The sequence below is a fragment of the Kribbella sp. VKM Ac-2571 genome (genome assembly GCF_004362255.1).
In the GTDB taxonomy this organism is placed as follows: Bacteria; Actinomycetota; Actinomycetes; order Propionibacteriales; family Kribbellaceae; genus Kribbella; species Kribbella pratensis.
On the sequence record NZ_SNWS01000002.1, the window covers coordinates 72,153 to 86,477 of the forward strand.

Genomic DNA, 14,325 nt, shown 5'->3' on the forward strand with positions numbered 1-14,325 from the left:
AGGTACTCGTCACATCCGGCCTACCTGCGGCGGCGGCCGGGGAGAGGACCGATTACCGTTGGGAATCCTCAGGACGGAGGAGCGCGGTGTCACAGTCGGTCAATGGGTGGCTACAGCGGGACGCGGAGTTGCTGTGGCATCCGTATTCGTCGCTGACCGAGCCCTCGCCGGTGCGGCTGGTCCGGGGCGCGGACGGCGTACGGCTGCAGCTGGACGACGGTACGGGCGGGACTGTCGAGGCGATCGACGCGATGGCGTCCTGGTGGTGCATGATCCACGGCTACCGGAACCCGGTGCTGGACGCCGCGCTGAGGCGCCAGGTCGACGAGTTCAGTCACGTGATGTTCGGTGGGCTGACCCACGAGCCGGCGGTCCGGCTGGGCGAGCGGCTCGTGGAGATCACGCCGGAGCCGTTGCGGCACGTGTTCTTCTGCGACTCGGGATCTGTCTCGGTCGAGGTGGCGATGAAGCTCGCGCTGCAGTACCAGGTTGCGCGCGGCAACCATGGGCGTACGCGGATGCTGACCGTCCGCGGCGGGTACCACGGCGACACGTTCGCGCCGATGAGCGTGTGCGACCCGGTCAACGGGATGCATTCGCTGTTCACCGGCGCGCTCAAGGAGCAGGTGTTCGGACCGCAACCGCCGGCCGGCTTCGACCGGCCGGACACCGATCCGGAACTGCAGTCCTGGGCCGGCGAGCTGGCGGCCCTGGCCGAGCGACATGCGGGTGAGATCGCGGGCATCATCGTCGAACCGGTCCTGCAGGGAGCCGGTGGGATGTACCCGTACAGCCCCGCCTGCCTGCGCATTCTCCGCGAGCTCGCCGACCGCCACGGCTTCCTGCTGATCTTCGACGAGATCGCCACCGGGTTCGGCCGCACCGGCACGCTGTTCGCGTCCGAGCACGCGGGCGTCGACCCCGACATCCTGTGCGTCGGCAAGGCGCTGACCGGCGGCTACCTGACGCTGGCCGCGATGCTGTGTACGTCGGACGTCGCACACACGGTCTCCAACGGGCCGGGTGGTGCGTTGATGCACGGGCCTACGTTCATGGCGAACCCGCTCGCGTGTTCGGTCGCGCTCGCGTCGATCGATCTGCTGCTCTCCCAGGACTGGGCTTCGCGGGTGGCTGCGATTTCCGCAGGGCTTTCGGCAGGGCTCGCTCCGGCGGCCGAGCTGCCTGCGGTGAAGGAGGTGCGGGTGCTCGGCGCGGTCGGCGTCGTACAGCTCGGTGGGCCGGTGGATCTGCCGCGGCTGACCGACGCTGCGTTGCGTCGCGGGGTCTGGGTCCGGCCGTTCCGCGATCTCGTCTACACAATGCCGCCGTACGTCTGCACCGACGCCGACATCGCCACCATCGGCGCGGCAATTACAGGCGCGGTCGAGGAGGCAGGCTGATGTTGCAGGACTGGCTCGCCCCGAAGGCTGCCGCGTTGGAGGCCCGGGGTCTGACCCGGCGGCTCACTGCGCGGGCCGCGGACGGTGACCTGATCGACCTCGCGGGAAACGACTACCTCGGTCTCACTCGCGATCCGCGGGTAGTGACGGCTGCCGCTGACGCCGTACGCACCTGGGGGACAGGCTCGACCGCGTCCCGCCTCGTCACCGGTACGACGGAACTTCACGAGGAGCTCGAATCCGCTCTGGCGGCGTACGTCGGGCAAGAGTCCGCGCTGGTGTTCTCGTCCGGGTACCTTGCGAATCTCGGTGTCGTCACCGCGCTCGGCGGGCCGGGAACCTTGCTGGTCTCCGACGAACACGTGCATGCCTCGCTGGTGGATGCCTGCCGCCTGGCGCGGTCCCGGGTCGAGATTGTTCCGCACAACGACGTCGACGCCGTCGAGAAAGTGCTTGCCGAGCGCAACGAGCCGCATGCGGTGGTGATGACCGAGTCGGTGTTCAGCGTGCTCAGCGACGAAGCGCCGCTGCTCGAACTGGCCGCGGTCGCCGGCGCGCACAACGCCGTACTGCTGGTCGACGAAGCCCACGGGTTGGGGGTCAGCGGCAACGGTCGTGGATCCGTGCATGGGGAGGGTCTCGCCGGGCTGGAGCACGTCGTCGTCACCATGACTCTGTCCAAGTCCTTGGCCTCGCAGGGCGGCGTCGTGCTGGGTCCGTCGGTGCTCCGCGAGCACCTCGTCAACCGGGCACGTCCGTTCATCTACGACACCGGTCTCAACCCGGCGGCGTGCGCCGCTGCTCTTGCCGCATTGCAGGTCCTCCAGGCCGAGCCCGACCGTCCCGCGGCGATTCACGCGGCCGCGGCGCGGCTGGCGGCTGCGTGTGACGTGCCGCCGTCGCGTGGCGCGGTGGTTTCCGTCCCGATGCCGGGACCGCGCGAGACCGTCCGAGCGGCCGAGCTGTGCCTGCGGAACGGCGTACGCGTGGGGAGTTTCCGGCCGCCGTCCGTCCCCGACGGCATCTCCCGGTTGCGGCTCACCGCGCACGCGGGACTGTCGGCCGCCGATCTCGATCGCGCCTGCGCCGTGATCGTCGACGCGATGGGGACGGTTTCATGATTACCTTCGTCACCGGGACCGACACCGAGATCGGCAAGACGATCGTCACCGCCGCGCTCGCGGTGCGCGCCGGCGAGTCGGTCGCAGTCGTCAAGCCGGCCCAGACCGGCGTCGGCCCCGACGAGCCGGGCGACCTCGCCGAGGTCGTCCGCCTCAGCGGCGTGACCGCGCTGCACGAGGGCGTCCGGCTGCCCGAACCGCTCGCGCCCACCACCGCCGCCCGGCGCGCAGGGATCCCGCTGCCGTCGGTCGAGGAGTACGCCGCGTCGATCGACGACCTGGCCCGGGTCTACGACACCGTGCTGGTCGAGGGCGCCGGCGGACTGCTGGTCGGACTTGATGCTGACGGCAACAACCTGGCGGATCTCGCGGAGCATCTGACGTCGCCGTTCCGGTTCGTCGTGGTGACCCGCGCCGGGCTCGGCACGTTGAACCACACCGGGCTGACCGTCGAGGCGCTGCGGTCGCGGGAGCTGCCGGTCGAGGGACTGGTGATCGGGTCCTGGCCGGCCGAGCCGGATCTCGCCGAGAGCTGCAACCTCGAGGACCTCCCGGCGACGACCGGGGTCCCGGTGATCGGGCGGATCCCTGCGGGTGCCGGCGCCTGGAGCCGAGAGGAGTTCCGGGCCGCCGCACCGGGATGGTTCGAGTGACGCGGAGCTCCGCTACCGGCTGCCCGGCCCGGTACGACGAGACGCTTGGGTACTGGGTCGTCGACGACCCGGCGCTGGCGCGGGAAGTGCTGCTCGACCCGCAGACGTTCCGCCCGGACAACGCCGTACTCGCCCACACGCCGCTGTCCGTGAAGGCGCTCCGCGTCCTGTCCGGCGTCGGCTTCGCGCTGCCGCCGACGCTGGCCAACAACGCGGGGGAGTCACACCGCCCGATCCGTGCCGCCGTCGCCCGGTTCTTCAGTCCCGCCCGCGTCGCCGCTGCCGAACCGCTGACCCGAGAACTCAACACCTCACGAGTCGCGGCTGCCATGAGAGCCCTTGCTGACGGTCAACCGGTTGACCTGGTGCAGGCGATCGCCGCGGAGCCGCCGGCCCTCGTCGTACTGCACATGCTCGGCCTGACGAACGTCGACGTACCTGCGCTGAAGGCCTGGAGCCTCGACTCGCTGGAACTGTTCTGGGGCTGGCCCGATGAGGACCGGCAGTTGGAGCTGGCGCACAGCGCTGCCGAGTTCTACGCCTGGCTGCGCACGCGTACCGCGGCCGCTCGGAAGGCGCCCGGTGACGACCTGTTCGGGGTGCTGGTCGGTCTGGGGCTGACCGACGAGGAGGTGTGCGCGGTTGGCTACTTCTTGCTGATCGCGGGACAGGAAACCACGACCCAACTCATCTCCACCGCCTTCCAGCGCTCTCTGGACGGCCCCGGCACCACAGTCGAACAGGTCCTCCAAGAGGCGTCCTCGGTCCCCACCTGGCGCCGAATCACCGCCAAGCCAACCACCCTGGCCGACGTGAACCTGCCGGCCGGCGCCCCCATCCTCCTCGGCCTAACTGGCCACGGCGGCCCACCCGACCTAGCCTTCGGCCTAGGCATCCACCGCTGCCTAGGCGCCGCCCTAGCCCGAATGGAAACCCAAGTAGCCCTCGACTGCGCACAGCAGCTGCTAACCGGCGTCCGCCTGGTCGAGCCCCCACCAATGATCGAACTGCTCTCCTTCCGCGCCCCGGCGCGGTTGGTGGTGACTTCGACAGCGGTGTGACGGCCTGACACCTAGGGCTTGGTCTTCAGCGTCGCAGTCACGCGCTGCCGCGAGACGAACCACGTCTCGAGGGCTGGGTCGATCGCAAGCAGAACGGTCCTCATCCGGGTCAGCCGGTCTGCAACCATGCTCGAGTTGAGCAGTGGCTCGAGATGGGCGACGCGGTTGCGCAGTTTGTAGATGTGGTCGACGTGATCCACGAGGTCCGACGGCGCGCCGGTTAAGCTCGGGAACGCTGCGGCGAGCGCCTTGTTCCAGAGATGCTGCCTGCCGGGATCGTTGTCGGGCAGCAGGAAGCGCCAGGTGCCGAAGCTCAGTTGGGCGAGTACGTCGGGATGCCCAGGTGCCCTGCCGGCGCCACGTAAGGCGGTCTGGGCTCTCCGGGTGGCTTTGCGGATGTCGTCGCCAGCCAGTCGTCGGAGCAAGCGGGCTGGGTCCATGAGCCAGTCCGACGAGTGTGATCGGCCCGTCTGCCGATCCCGCTGGACCACATTCCAGCCGCAGAGCTGCTCGTCCAGCGCGTTGCGCAGAATCACCTCGAATCGATGCAGGCACTCGTACACCGCGCCGGAGAGTTCGACACTCCATTGATACAGCGTCAGGGCTCGGCGGACATTGCCATCCGTCGCCGCCAGGTACGGCGCGAGACGCGGTCCGCTGATCTTGCCGGCGACCACAGCGTGGTAGCGGGCGGTTTGATTCGCAGGAGGCATGATCCTAAACTTCTTTGTGAAGGCGGAGGCAGGTCTCTCCGTTACATGAACACCTGAGGGCCCGTCGGTCTATGCCGACGGGCCCTCAGCATGTCTGCGGAGCTCTTGATCGATGCTAGATCGTCGACGACTCGAACCGTAATCGGACGATCACGGTTCGCAAGGCCTGAAGTGTCTTCAGGCTGTAACTCTCGGTAACACCCGGGACAACTTGCGTCGCTAGCGTCGGGGCTTGTGAGCTTGTCGACTCGGTGTCGTGTGCGGTTGTGGTTCGGGGTGCATCTGATTTCCGACTACATCGGTGACCAGGCGGGTGCGGCTCGGTACGAGGCTGCGATGCGGCGGCGGTTTCCGGGGCTGGAGGTGACCAGCGAGGTGTTGGCGGTGACCGGGCGAGCGGTGGATTACAGCCCTGCTGACCTGCACCGATAGGCTTTGCCAGGTGACGCAGCATGAGTTGGTCCTGGTCGTCGATTTCGGGGCGCAGTACGCGCAGTTGATCGCGCGCCGCGTGCGCGAGGCGAAGGTGTACTCCGAGATCGTGCCGCACTCGATGCCGGTCGAGGAGATGCTGGCGAAGGGGCCGAAGGCGATCATCCTGTCCGGCGGCCCGCAGTCGGTGTACGCCGAGGGCGCTCCGCGGGTCGACTCCGGGCTGTTCGAGGCCGGCGTACCGGCGTTCGGGATCTGCTACGGCTTCCAGGCGATGGCGCAGACGCTCGGCGGCGAGGTCCGGCGTACCGGACTGCGCGAGTTCGGCCGGACGCCGGTCACGGTGAGCGAGGCCGGGACGCTGCTCGCCGGCATCCCCGAGGACCTCAACGTGTGGATGTCCCACGGTGACGCGGTGCACGCGCCGCCCGCCGGTTTCGCTGTACTCGCGGCGTCCGAGGGCGCGCCGGTCGCGGCGTTCGAGGACCTGGACCGGCGGCTGGCCGGTGTGCAGTGGCACCCGGAGGTCCTGCACTCGCAGGCCGGGCAGGCCGTGCTGGAGCACTTCCTGTACGAGATCGCCGGCTGCAAGGGCGACTGGACGACGAGCAACGTCGTCGAGGAGCAGGTCGAGCTGATCCGCGAGCAGGTCGGCGACAAGCAGGTGCTGTGCGCGCTGTCCGGCGGTGTCGACTCCGCGGTCGCGGCGGCCCTGGTGCACAAGGCGATCGGCGACCAGCTGACCTGCGTGTACGTCGATCACGGTCTGCAGCGGGCCGGCGAGTCGGAGCAGATCGAGAAGGACTTCGTCGCCGCGATCGGGATCCGGCTCGAGGCGATCGACGCCGAGGACCAGTTCCTGACCGCGCTGGCCGGGGTGACCGACCCGGAGCAGAAGCGCAAGATCGTCGGCCGCGAGTTCATCCGGACTTTCGAGGCGACCGCGCGCAAGGTGGACGCCGAGCGGCACATCGAGTTCCTGGTCCAGGGCACGCTGTACCCGGACGTCGTCGAGTCCGGCGGCGGCGCCGGCGCCGCGAACATCAAGTCGCACCACAACGTCGGCGGCCTGCCGGACGACCTGCAGTTCAGCCTGATCGAGCCGCTGCGGACGCTGTTCAAGGACGAGGTCCGCGAGCTCGGCCTGGCGCTCGGCCTGCCCGAGACGATGGTCTACCGGCACCCGTTCCCGGGCCCCGGCCTGAGCATCCGGATCATCGGCGAGGTCACCCGCGAGCGGCTGGACATCCTGCGCGCCGCGGACCTGATCGCCCGCACCGAGCTCACCGCGGCCGGTCTCGACCGCGACATCTGGCAGTTCCCGGTGGTCCTGCTGGCCGACGTACGGTCGGTCGGCGTCCAGGGCGACGGCCGGACGTACGGCCACCCCGTCGTACTGCGCCCCGTCACCAGCGAGGACGCGATGACCGCCGACTGGGCCCGCCTGCCGTACGACGTGATCGAGCGGATCTCGACCCGCATCACCAACGAGGTCGACGAGGTCAACCGCGTGACGCTCGACGTCACCAGCAAGCCGCCGGGCACCATCGAGTGGGAGTAGTTCTACGTCACGGTGGGTGACCCCGAGGGCTGTTACGGTAGTTCTGTTGCCCGTTGACCACGGCGGGTGACTTTCCTCGGGGGAGGAGACCGTGGTGTTCCGCGTTCATTTCGAGTGTGCGGATCTGGCGAGGACGACGATCGCGCAGGAGCCCGATCCGTTGTGGGAGGTCCTGCTGGGTCTCCACGTCCTGCAGGCCGACTACGAGCCGGAGACTTTCGGCACCTGGCGGGAGCGGGCGAGGGCCCGACTGAGCGAGCTGGAGCAGGAGCTGCTCGCGCTCGCGCCGCCGGTGGGTTATTCACCGGATTTCCTGACACCGCGTGCCGCGGGTCAAGGGCTCGAGGCGGGACTGGCGGCGGTCGCTGCCACACCGCCCAGTCAGCTGAGATCCGAGTTGAGCAGGTTGTCGGACAGCGTGCGGTTGCCGGCCTGGAGCCGGCGGCTCGCGGCCGGAGAGAACGGCGTGATGACCCGGCTGGTGCACGGGCTGCGGTCGTTCCACCGGACGAAGATCGCGCCGCAGCTGCCGATGATCACGCCGGCGATCGAATCGACGGTTGCCAAGCACAACGGCACCGTCGCCGGCGACGGGTTCGAGTCGCTGATCCCGCAGCTGCACCGGACGCTGCGCTGGGAGGCGCCGGTGCTGTCGGTCGACCTGCCGCACATCGACCGGGATCTGTACCTGAACGGTCGTGGGCTGCGGCTGGTGCCGTCCTTCTTCTGCTGGAGGAAGTACCCGATGATGCTGCTCGATCCGGAGCTGCCACCGGTGCTCGTGTACCCGGTGCGGCGCGCCGACCGGGCCGAGGCCGTCGTACGTCACGCGGACCGCGATCGCGCCGTCGCCGATCTGCTCGGGAAGACCAGGGCGCGGGTGCTGAAGAGCATCTCGAGCGGTGCGTGCTCGACCAGCGAGCTGGCGGCCCGGGCCGGGATCTCCTTGGCCTCGGCCAGCGAGCACGCGCGGATCCTGCACAACACCGGCCTGGTCACCACACACCGCATCGGCAGCTCGGTCCGCCACATGCTCAACCCGATCGGCGCCGACGTACTCACCGGCGCCCGCAGCTAGGGCTGGATGCCGTCGAGGAGTCGGTCGAGGCCGTAGCGGTAGGACTCGGCGGCGGCTTCGCGGGTGGTCGACTGGTAGCCCTTCGCGTGCCAGATCGTGGTCATCGCGGGATGCCGGTCGACGTCGAAGTACGTCTCCCACAGGTCGTTGCGCTCGTACCACCAGGCGTCGTTGGTCTGACCGGTCGCGCGCTCGACCAGTTGACTCTCCGCCTCGAGGCTCGCCGCGGAGTCGACGTACGTCGCGATTGCGAGCGCAGCCGTATTTGTCTCGAGCGCTCCGAGTCCGAGACCGAGCAACGCGGACAGGAGGTACTCGCGGCCCGCCAGCATGCCCGGACCGACCGGCGGGCGGATCGTCGAGACCTGTGACAACCACAGGTGCCGCTGGAACATCGCACGGGTCTGCTGGGAGTAGAGCTCCACCTGCTCCCGCCAGTCGTCCGGCCGCGGCTCGCCTGGCCCGGGCAGCTCGCGCTCGCCGAGCACCTGGTCGACCATCAGGTCGAGCAGCTCGTCCTTCGACGGCACGTACGTGTAGAGCGTCATCGTGCCGACGCCGAGCTCCTTCGCGAGTCCACCCATCGACGCCGCCGCCAGCCCCTGGTCGTCGGCGAGCTGGATCCCTGTCCGGACGACGTCGTCCACGTTCAGCGACGGCCGTCGGCCGGCACCGCGCTTCCTCGCCACCCCGTCGACGGCCTCGTCAGCGGCCGGCTGGCGATGGTTGCGCCACAGCAACGCCAGCGTCTTGTCCGGCTGCCCCTCGCCACTCCGCCGCTCGCTCACGGGCCAACGATAGGCGCTTCCTTGAATTCTCGTATACCCTACGGAAATTCATCGTTGAGAGGAGATGGGAATGACGATCCTGGTGACGGGTGCGACCGCGAGCGTCGGCCGGCTGCTGGTCGACGAGTTGGTGGCCGCGGGTGCGCCGGTGCGGGCGCTGACCAACAAGCCGGCCCGGGCCGCGCTGCCGGAGGGTGTGGAGGTCGCCCGCGGGTACCTCGGCAAGCCCGAGACGCTGCCCGCGGCGCTCGCCGGTGTCGACACCGTGTACCTCGCGCCGCTTCCGGCGTACGTCGACGACTTCGTCCGCTGCGCGCAGGACGCCGGCGTGCGGCGGGTCGTCGTACTGTCTGGAGAGCCTGCGGACTACGAGGCGCAAGGGGATCCGTCGACGTGGCACTACTACCGGATCGAGCGGGCGATCGAGGCCGGCGGCTTCGACTGGACGTTCCTGCGGCCGGGGCAGTTCATGAACAACACGCTCGACTGGGCTCCGTCGATCAAGGCTGAGAGGGTCGTGCGGGCGCCGTACGCCGGCGCGGTGCAGACGCCGATCGACCTCGCCGACATCGCGGCCGTGGCGCGGGTGGTGCTGCTGTCCGAGGAGTACGGCGGGCAGAAGATCACCATGAGCGGACCGGAGGGGATCACACCGCCGGAGCAGGTCGCGTGCATCTCGGAGGCGATCGGGCGGGAGGTGAGGTTCGAGGAACTGACGCCGGACGAGTATGTCGAGGGGCTGGCGCCGGTGATCGGACGCGAGACGGCGCAGTGGCTGCTGGACGGTTTCCGGATGATGGCCGAACACCCGATGAAGCCGGAGCCGGCGGTGCGCGACCTCACCGGCCGGCCGGGTACGACGTACCGCGAATGGGCGCGTGCCAACGCGGCGGTCTTCTCCTGAGGCATGATTCGCGATTGTGAAAGAGACTTTGCACGACTACCTCCGTAAGGCCCGCGAGGCGATGGTCTGGAAGCTCGACGGACTCGGCGAGTACGACATCCGCCGGCCGCTGACGCCCAGCGGGACCAACCTCCTCGGCCTGGTCAAGCACCTGTCGATCGTCGAGGCCTGGTACTTCGGGAAGACCTTCGACCGGCCGTTCGCCGAAGAACTGCCGTGGTGGGACGACGACGCCGAACCGAACGTCGAGATGTGGGCGACCGCCGACGAGACGCGCGCCGAGATCGTCGACCGGTACCAGCGGGCGTGCGCGCACGCCGACGCGACGATCGAGGCGCTCGACCTGGACGCGGAGGGCCAGGTGCCGTGGTGGCGCAACCCGACGGTGACGCTGCACGGCATCCTCGTCCACGTCCTCGCCGAAACCAGCCGTCACGCCGGCCACGCCGACATCCTCCGCGAACAACTCGACGGCACGGCAGGCCTGAGCCCCACCAACTCGAACCTCCCCGAGCAGGACGTCGCCTGGTGGGCCAACTACCGCAACCGCGTCGAAGAGGCCGCCCGCGCCGCCGTTTGATACCCGCGCAGGGATCACGCAGGCCGTGATCCTGGCCTCGGGGCTGGACTCCCGCGCGTACCGACTGCCCTGGCCGGCCGGGGCCGTGGTGTACGAGCTCGACAAGCCCGACGTCATCGCATTCAAGACCCACACACTGGCCAAGTTGGGCGCCGCACCGACCGTTGACCACAGGGTGGTCGCGGTCGATCTGCGCGACGACTGGCCCACCGTACTTCGCGCGGCCGGATTCGACGCGGCCCGGCCGACCGCATGGTGCGCCGAAGGCCTGCTGGGCTATCTGCCGCCCGAGGCGCAGGATCGCCTGCTGGACACCGTCACCGAACTCAGTGCGCCCGGAAGCCGGGTGGCGACCGAAAGCAGGCCCAACCCGCGACCGGGGGAAGACGGCAAAGCGAAGGAAGGCCTGCAGCGCATCTCTGAACGCTGGCGTGCGCACGGCTTCGATCTCGACCATGCGAGGCTCCGCTATTTCGGTGAGCGCAACGAAGCCGCTCCCTACCTCAGAGACCGCGGCTGGGTGCTGAACGAGCTCAGCACTCGGGATCTGCTTGCTGCCAACGGGCTTCCGCCCCTCGAGGGCGATGAACTGCGCATGGGTGACCTGCTCTACGTCAGCGGAGTGCTCGACCAGGCCGGCTCGCCCAGCTGACGGTCAATTCGAGTGCGGTTGGTCGGTGTGTTCGCGACAATGGCCGACGTGGATGAGGTCGAGGTTGTCGTTGCGCACAGCCAGCGCGCGACACTGCGCGTCGGTGACATGTTCCTGAAGATCGACTCTGATCAGAGGAATCTCGACGTCGAGGTCGAGGCGATGGGCCTGGTGCCGGTCCCGACTCCGGAGATCCTGTGGCGGAAACCGCGAGTGCTCGCGATCGCCGCCGTCCGCGGGACGGCACTCGGCCGCCTCGGGGAGCCGTCGACCGCGTCGCCGGCGGCCTGGGCCGCGGCGGGCGCCGCCATCCGACGGTTGCACGAAGCGCCGCTGCCGCCGTGGCCAGGTCGGAGGCGCCGCGACGAGATCGCAGCGGAGCTCGACGGCGAATGCGAGTGGCTCGTCACGAGCGGATCCCTCCCCGCCGACTTGGTCAAGCGCAACCGCGAGATCGCCGGGGCCGCGCTCCGGCCCTGGACGCCGGTGTTTACGCACGGGGACCTGCAGATCACCCATGTCTTCGTCGAGGGTGACAAGCTCACCGGCATCATCGACTGGTCCGAGGCGAGCCAGGGCGACGCGATGTTCGACCTGGCGAGCCTGACGCTCGGACACGAGGAGCGCCTCGCCGACGTCATCGCCGGCTACGGCACCGACGCCGACGTCGACGTGATCCGCGCTTGGTGGTCGCTCCGGAGCCTGCTGTTCTCCCGCTGGCTGATCCAGCACGGCTTCGACCCGAACTCGCCAGGCTGCGAGTTCGACGTACTGAGATCCCGGATGTGAGAGGCGGCCCGGCCGCCGTTTGACGGCTGTGGGAACGTGTGTTCGACTATGAGGCATGAGGTGGGCCGGGCAGCGGGTTGATGCCGAGACTCCGGGGACGTTGCCGGGGCTCGGGTCGATCGCGGGGCTGGTTCGGTCGGTGACGACGCCGGAGTTCCAGGGGATCACGTTCCACGAGGTGCTGGCGCGGTCGGCGCTGAACTCGGTGCCCGGTACGGCGCTGCCGTTCAACTGGACCGTCAATCCGTACCGCGGGTGTTCGCACGCCTGCCGCTACTGCTTCGCGCGGCCCACCCACAAGTACCTCGAGCTCGACACCGGGCTGGACTTCGACCGGCAGATCGTCGTGAAGACGAACGTGGCCGACGTCCTGCGCCGCGAGCTGGCCCGCCCGTCCTGGCGTCACGAACAAGTTGCCCTGGGCACCAACACCGACCCGTACCAGCGCGCCGAGGGTCGGTATCGCCTGATGCCCGGCATCATCGAGGCCCTCGCCGGCTCGGGCACACCACTGTCCATCCTCACCAAGGGCACCCTGCTCCGCCGCGACCTGAGGTTGCTCTCGGCGGCCTCCGCCGAGGTCGGCGTCGGCATCGGCCTCTCGCTCGCCCTCGGCGACGAAGCACTCCGCCGCCGCCTCGAACCCGGCGTCCCCTCGGTCCGCGGCCGCCTCGACCTGATCCGAGCCGTCCGCGAAGCCGGTCTGCCGTGCGGCGTGATGGTCGCCCCGGTCCTGCCGTGGCTGACCGATTCCCCTGACCAGCTAGACCACCTGCTGGAGCAACTGTCCGCGGCCGGCGCCACCGGTGTAACCCCTCTCGTCCTGCATCTACGCCCAGGCGTGAAGGACTGGTTCATGCAATGGCTGGCCCACGACCACCCCGAGCTCGTCAGCCGCTACAACTCCCTCTACGCCCACGGCTCCAACGCCTCCCCGAGCTACCGCAAAGCCTTCGAGGAAAAGCTCCGCCCCCTACTAGCCAAACACGGCTTCAACCGAGGCTCCACCCACCGCACGCGGCCCATCAACGGCATGCACCCGCCGAAACCGTCCCAGGAGCCGTTGTTCTAAAGGAACGGACGCTCTGGTCTGCTGATCGCATTTCAGTCGCTCGCGGTACCCGGTTCCTGCGGCGACTGCTCGGCATGTCGTGCCGCCATCCGTGCCTCCGCCTCCTCCAACTGGATCCGGTCTTTCTCGTCGAGCGCGGCCAGGGTCGCGGCATCGATCGGTATCGGCGCCTGCTCCAACCGGAAGTCGAGGCTGCGATAGGCCACGCCGGCGATAGGAAGGTCGATCCCGCCCTGGCCGGGCAAGAACTCGCCTCCGCGCTCGAATACTTGCACCATCGGCTCGTAAGGGTCATCGAACTCTGGGAACTGCACGTACGGTCGGTCGCCCAGTGACGCCCAGCGGAACATGTCAGTCACCACCTTGCGGACCGTCGGGAGCAACTCACGGCCGACTGCGGCCTGCAACCGCTCGAGCCACATCGGGTCGGTTTCCAGCGACGGGTCGAACAGCAACGCAATGTCGGCGAACGGCCACTGCCGCGTCACGCCCAGGGCGTTTGCCCAGACTGCTTTCCGCCGGAAGAACTCGCTCGCCAGCGCGCCCCGCGACGTCTCGTGCAGCATCTCGGCCTCGTCGTCGTCCCACCTGGCTGCAACCAGACGTGTCAGCAACCGTTCACACGCCGCGGTGTCCGTCACAGCAGCCCCAGCCCTTCCTTCGCCACCCGAACAACGTCGTCCAGATTCGACAAATCCTCCGCCACCCGCAGACCACTCCTCGGTATCTCAAGCTTCATCCAGTGTTCCAGCAGGTCCTTCATCGTCGACTGCATACTCTTCGGCGCCACGTTATGCGCTGACGGATACTCCGGTTCCACCTTCGACACCCCGTACTCGTTCCAAGCATCTGGTTCGGCAGACTTGTACGGCAGTCCGGCTTGCATCAGTTTCGCCTCCACGTACTCATGCGCCAACAGCGACCAGAACTGCACACGCTCCTCGCCCGTCAACGCAGTGCCAGATGCTGCTCGGTCCCACAGCTCGCTGTACGCCGTCTCGGGTGTGAAGTAGCCGCGCCGCACCACACCCGGTTCGACCGCCACGTCGTGCTGCCGGATGAACAGATTGTCCTTCGCCACTTCGACGACCTCGCGCGGGAATCCGCTGTTGGCGGCGACGGCATCCAGGTCATCCGTTTCCCGGATCCGCCGGTACGCGTCCATGGCCCGCGGATCGTCAGCATCCTCGACGAACTCGTGTTCTGGCGCGTCCGCACCGTTGGCGTCTCGTCCTTCACCGGTGTCTTTGATAGGCGGTGCGTCGGCTCGATCCGAAACGCGGCCGTCGGTCTGCCGGGCGGTGTCAGGTGGGTTCGGCGGCTTGCCGTCCTCCGGTTCTGTACGGCGGTCTCGCGCGGCGTCGTCGGTCCGGTTGTGCTCGCCATTCGGCGACCGCGCCGCGATGTCGTCCGTGGGCTTCTGAGCGGGCAGCGGTGGCGGCGGCTGTTCGTCTCGGAGCCTGGTGGACGATCCTCGCGACTGCGACTGCGACTGCGACTGCGACTGCGAGCGGCATCGCG

The 14,325-nt window shown here is 68.8% G+C and carries 15 protein-coding genes; 11 read left to right on the top strand and 4 right to left on the bottom strand.

The features are described 5' to 3' along the window. The first annotated feature begins 86 nt into the window (after nucleotides 1–86). The 4 genes from EV651_RS04305 to EV651_RS04320 are packed head-to-tail and all read left to right on the top strand — an operon-like array spanning nucleotide 87 to nucleotide 4,235. Nucleotides 87–1,400, top strand: coding sequence for an adenosylmethionine--8-amino-7-oxononanoate transaminase (locus EV651_RS04305; RefSeq protein ID WP_238156655.1), 1,314 nt, complete (start codon nucleotides 87–89; stop codon nucleotides 1,398–1,400). Then, nucleotides 1,400–2,521, top strand: coding sequence for an 8-amino-7-oxononanoate synthase (locus tag EV651_RS04310; RefSeq protein ID WP_133782260.1), 1,122 nt, complete (start codon nucleotides 1,400–1,402; stop codon nucleotides 2,519–2,521). Before EV651_RS04305 ends, EV651_RS04310 begins: the two co-directional genes overlap by 1 nt. Further along, entirely contained in the window at nucleotides 2,518–3,174 is a 657-nt protein-coding gene (bioD, locus tag EV651_RS04315; RefSeq protein WP_133782262.1) for a dethiobiotin synthase, read from the top strand. Before EV651_RS04310 ends, bioD begins: the two co-directional genes overlap by 4 nt. Continuing rightward, nucleotides 3,171–4,235: a cytochrome P450 gene (locus EV651_RS04320; protein ID WP_133782264.1), complete on the top strand. Its 1,065-nt coding sequence runs from the start codon at nucleotides 3,171–3,173 to the stop codon at nucleotides 4,233–4,235. Before bioD ends, EV651_RS04320 begins: the two co-directional genes overlap by 4 nt. A gap of 11 nt (nucleotides 4,236–4,246) precedes the next feature. On the opposite strand, the gene EV651_RS04325 is transcribed toward EV651_RS04320, so the two are convergent. Beyond that, the gene (locus tag EV651_RS04325) at nucleotides 4,247–4,948 is read right to left on the bottom strand and encodes a hypothetical protein (RefSeq protein WP_133782266.1); all 702 of its coding nucleotides are present in this window, start codon (nucleotides 4,946–4,948) and stop codon (nucleotides 4,247–4,249) included. A 442-nt stretch (nucleotides 4,949–5,390) separates the two neighbouring features. Between EV651_RS04325 and guaA the strand changes: the two genes are divergently transcribed. Continuing rightward, complete coding sequence (gene guaA / locus EV651_RS04335) at nucleotides 5,391–6,941, top strand: glutamine-hydrolyzing GMP synthase (protein ID WP_133782270.1); 1,551 nt, start codon at nucleotides 5,391–5,393, stop codon at nucleotides 6,939–6,941. 94 nt (nucleotides 6,942–7,035) lie between these two features. Further along, nucleotides 7,036–8,019, top strand: coding sequence for a helix-turn-helix transcriptional regulator (locus EV651_RS04340; protein ID WP_133782272.1), 984 nt, complete (start codon nucleotides 7,036–7,038; stop codon nucleotides 8,017–8,019). On the opposite strand, the gene EV651_RS04345 is transcribed toward EV651_RS04340, so the two are convergent. Further along, nucleotides 8,016–8,807 carry a TetR/AcrR family transcriptional regulator gene (locus EV651_RS04345; RefSeq protein WP_133782274.1) on the bottom strand — a complete coding sequence of 264 codons (792 nt, stop codon included), beginning with the start codon at nucleotides 8,805–8,807 and terminating at the stop codon, nucleotides 8,016–8,018. The genes EV651_RS04340 and EV651_RS04345 overlap by 4 nt on opposite strands. Nucleotides 8,808–8,877: 70 nt before the next feature. Here EV651_RS04345 and EV651_RS04350 point away from each other — a divergent pair, with 70 nt between their 5' ends. Genes EV651_RS04350 through EV651_RS04370 form a run of 5 tightly spaced genes read left to right on the top strand, consistent with a single transcriptional unit; the run spans nucleotide 8,878 to nucleotide 12,804 of the window. Further along, nucleotides 8,878–9,711: an NAD(P)H-binding protein gene (locus tag EV651_RS04350; RefSeq protein ID WP_133782276.1), complete on the top strand. Its 834-nt coding sequence runs from the start codon at nucleotides 8,878–8,880 to the stop codon at nucleotides 9,709–9,711. Nucleotides 9,712–9,727: 16 nt separating this feature from the next. Beyond that, complete coding sequence (locus EV651_RS04355) at nucleotides 9,728–10,291, top strand: DinB family protein (RefSeq protein WP_238156656.1); 564 nt, start codon at nucleotides 9,728–9,730, stop codon at nucleotides 10,289–10,291. A 13-nt stretch (nucleotides 10,292–10,304) separates the two neighbouring features. Continuing rightward, the gene (locus EV651_RS04360) at nucleotides 10,305–10,943 is read left to right on the top strand and encodes an SAM-dependent methyltransferase (protein WP_133782278.1); all 639 of its coding nucleotides are present in this window, start codon (nucleotides 10,305–10,307) and stop codon (nucleotides 10,941–10,943) included. Nucleotides 10,944–10,982: 39 nt separating this feature from the next. After that, entirely contained in the window at nucleotides 10,983–11,732 is a 750-nt protein-coding gene (locus EV651_RS04365) for a phosphotransferase family protein (protein WP_202870161.1), read from the top strand. Between the two features lie 55 nt (nucleotides 11,733–11,787). Further along, nucleotides 11,788–12,804 carry an Rv2578c family radical SAM protein gene (locus EV651_RS04370; protein WP_133782282.1) on the top strand — a complete coding sequence of 339 codons (1,017 nt, stop codon included), beginning with the start codon at nucleotides 11,788–11,790 and terminating at the stop codon, nucleotides 12,802–12,804. A gap of 32 nt (nucleotides 12,805–12,836) precedes the next feature. On the opposite strand, the gene EV651_RS04375 is transcribed toward EV651_RS04370, so the two are convergent. Beyond that, nucleotides 12,837–13,445 (bottom strand): hypothetical protein, encoded by a 609-nt coding sequence (locus EV651_RS04375; protein WP_133782284.1) that lies wholly within the window; start codon nucleotides 13,443–13,445, stop codon nucleotides 12,837–12,839. Further along, complete coding sequence (locus EV651_RS04380; RefSeq protein ID WP_133782286.1) at nucleotides 13,442–13,969, bottom strand: hypothetical protein; 528 nt, start codon at nucleotides 13,967–13,969, stop codon at nucleotides 13,442–13,444. The genes EV651_RS04375 and EV651_RS04380 overlap by 4 nt, the downstream gene beginning before the upstream one ends. Nucleotides 13,970–14,325 lie beyond the last annotated feature (356 nt).

What these genes read in the sequence shown, in the direction of transcription:
- EV651_RS04310 (WP_133782260.1), top strand. Translation starts at nt 1,400, where the DNA reads ATGTTGCAGGACTGGCTCGCCCCGAAGGCTGCCGCGTTGGAGGCCCGG.
- bioD (WP_133782262.1), top strand. Translation starts at nt 2,518, where the DNA reads ATGATTACCTTCGTCACCGGGACCGACACCGAGATCGGCAAGACGATC.
- EV651_RS04325 (WP_133782266.1), bottom strand. Translation starts at nt 4,948, where the DNA reads ATGCCTCCTGCGAATCAAACCGCCCGCTACCACGCTGTGGTCGCCGGC.
- EV651_RS04350 (WP_133782276.1), top strand. Translation starts at nt 8,878, where the DNA reads ATGACGATCCTGGTGACGGGTGCGACCGCGAGCGTCGGCCGGCTGCTG.
- EV651_RS04365 (WP_202870161.1), top strand. Translation starts at nt 10,983, where the DNA reads ATGGCCGACGTGGATGAGGTCGAGGTTGTCGTTGCGCACAGCCAGCGC.
- EV651_RS04370 (WP_133782282.1), top strand. Translation starts at nt 11,788, where the DNA reads ATGAGGTGGGCCGGGCAGCGGGTTGATGCCGAGACTCCGGGGACGTTG.
- EV651_RS04380 (WP_133782286.1), bottom strand. Translation starts at nt 13,969, where the DNA reads ATGGACGCGTACCGGCGGATCCGGGAAACGGATGACCTGGATGCCGTC.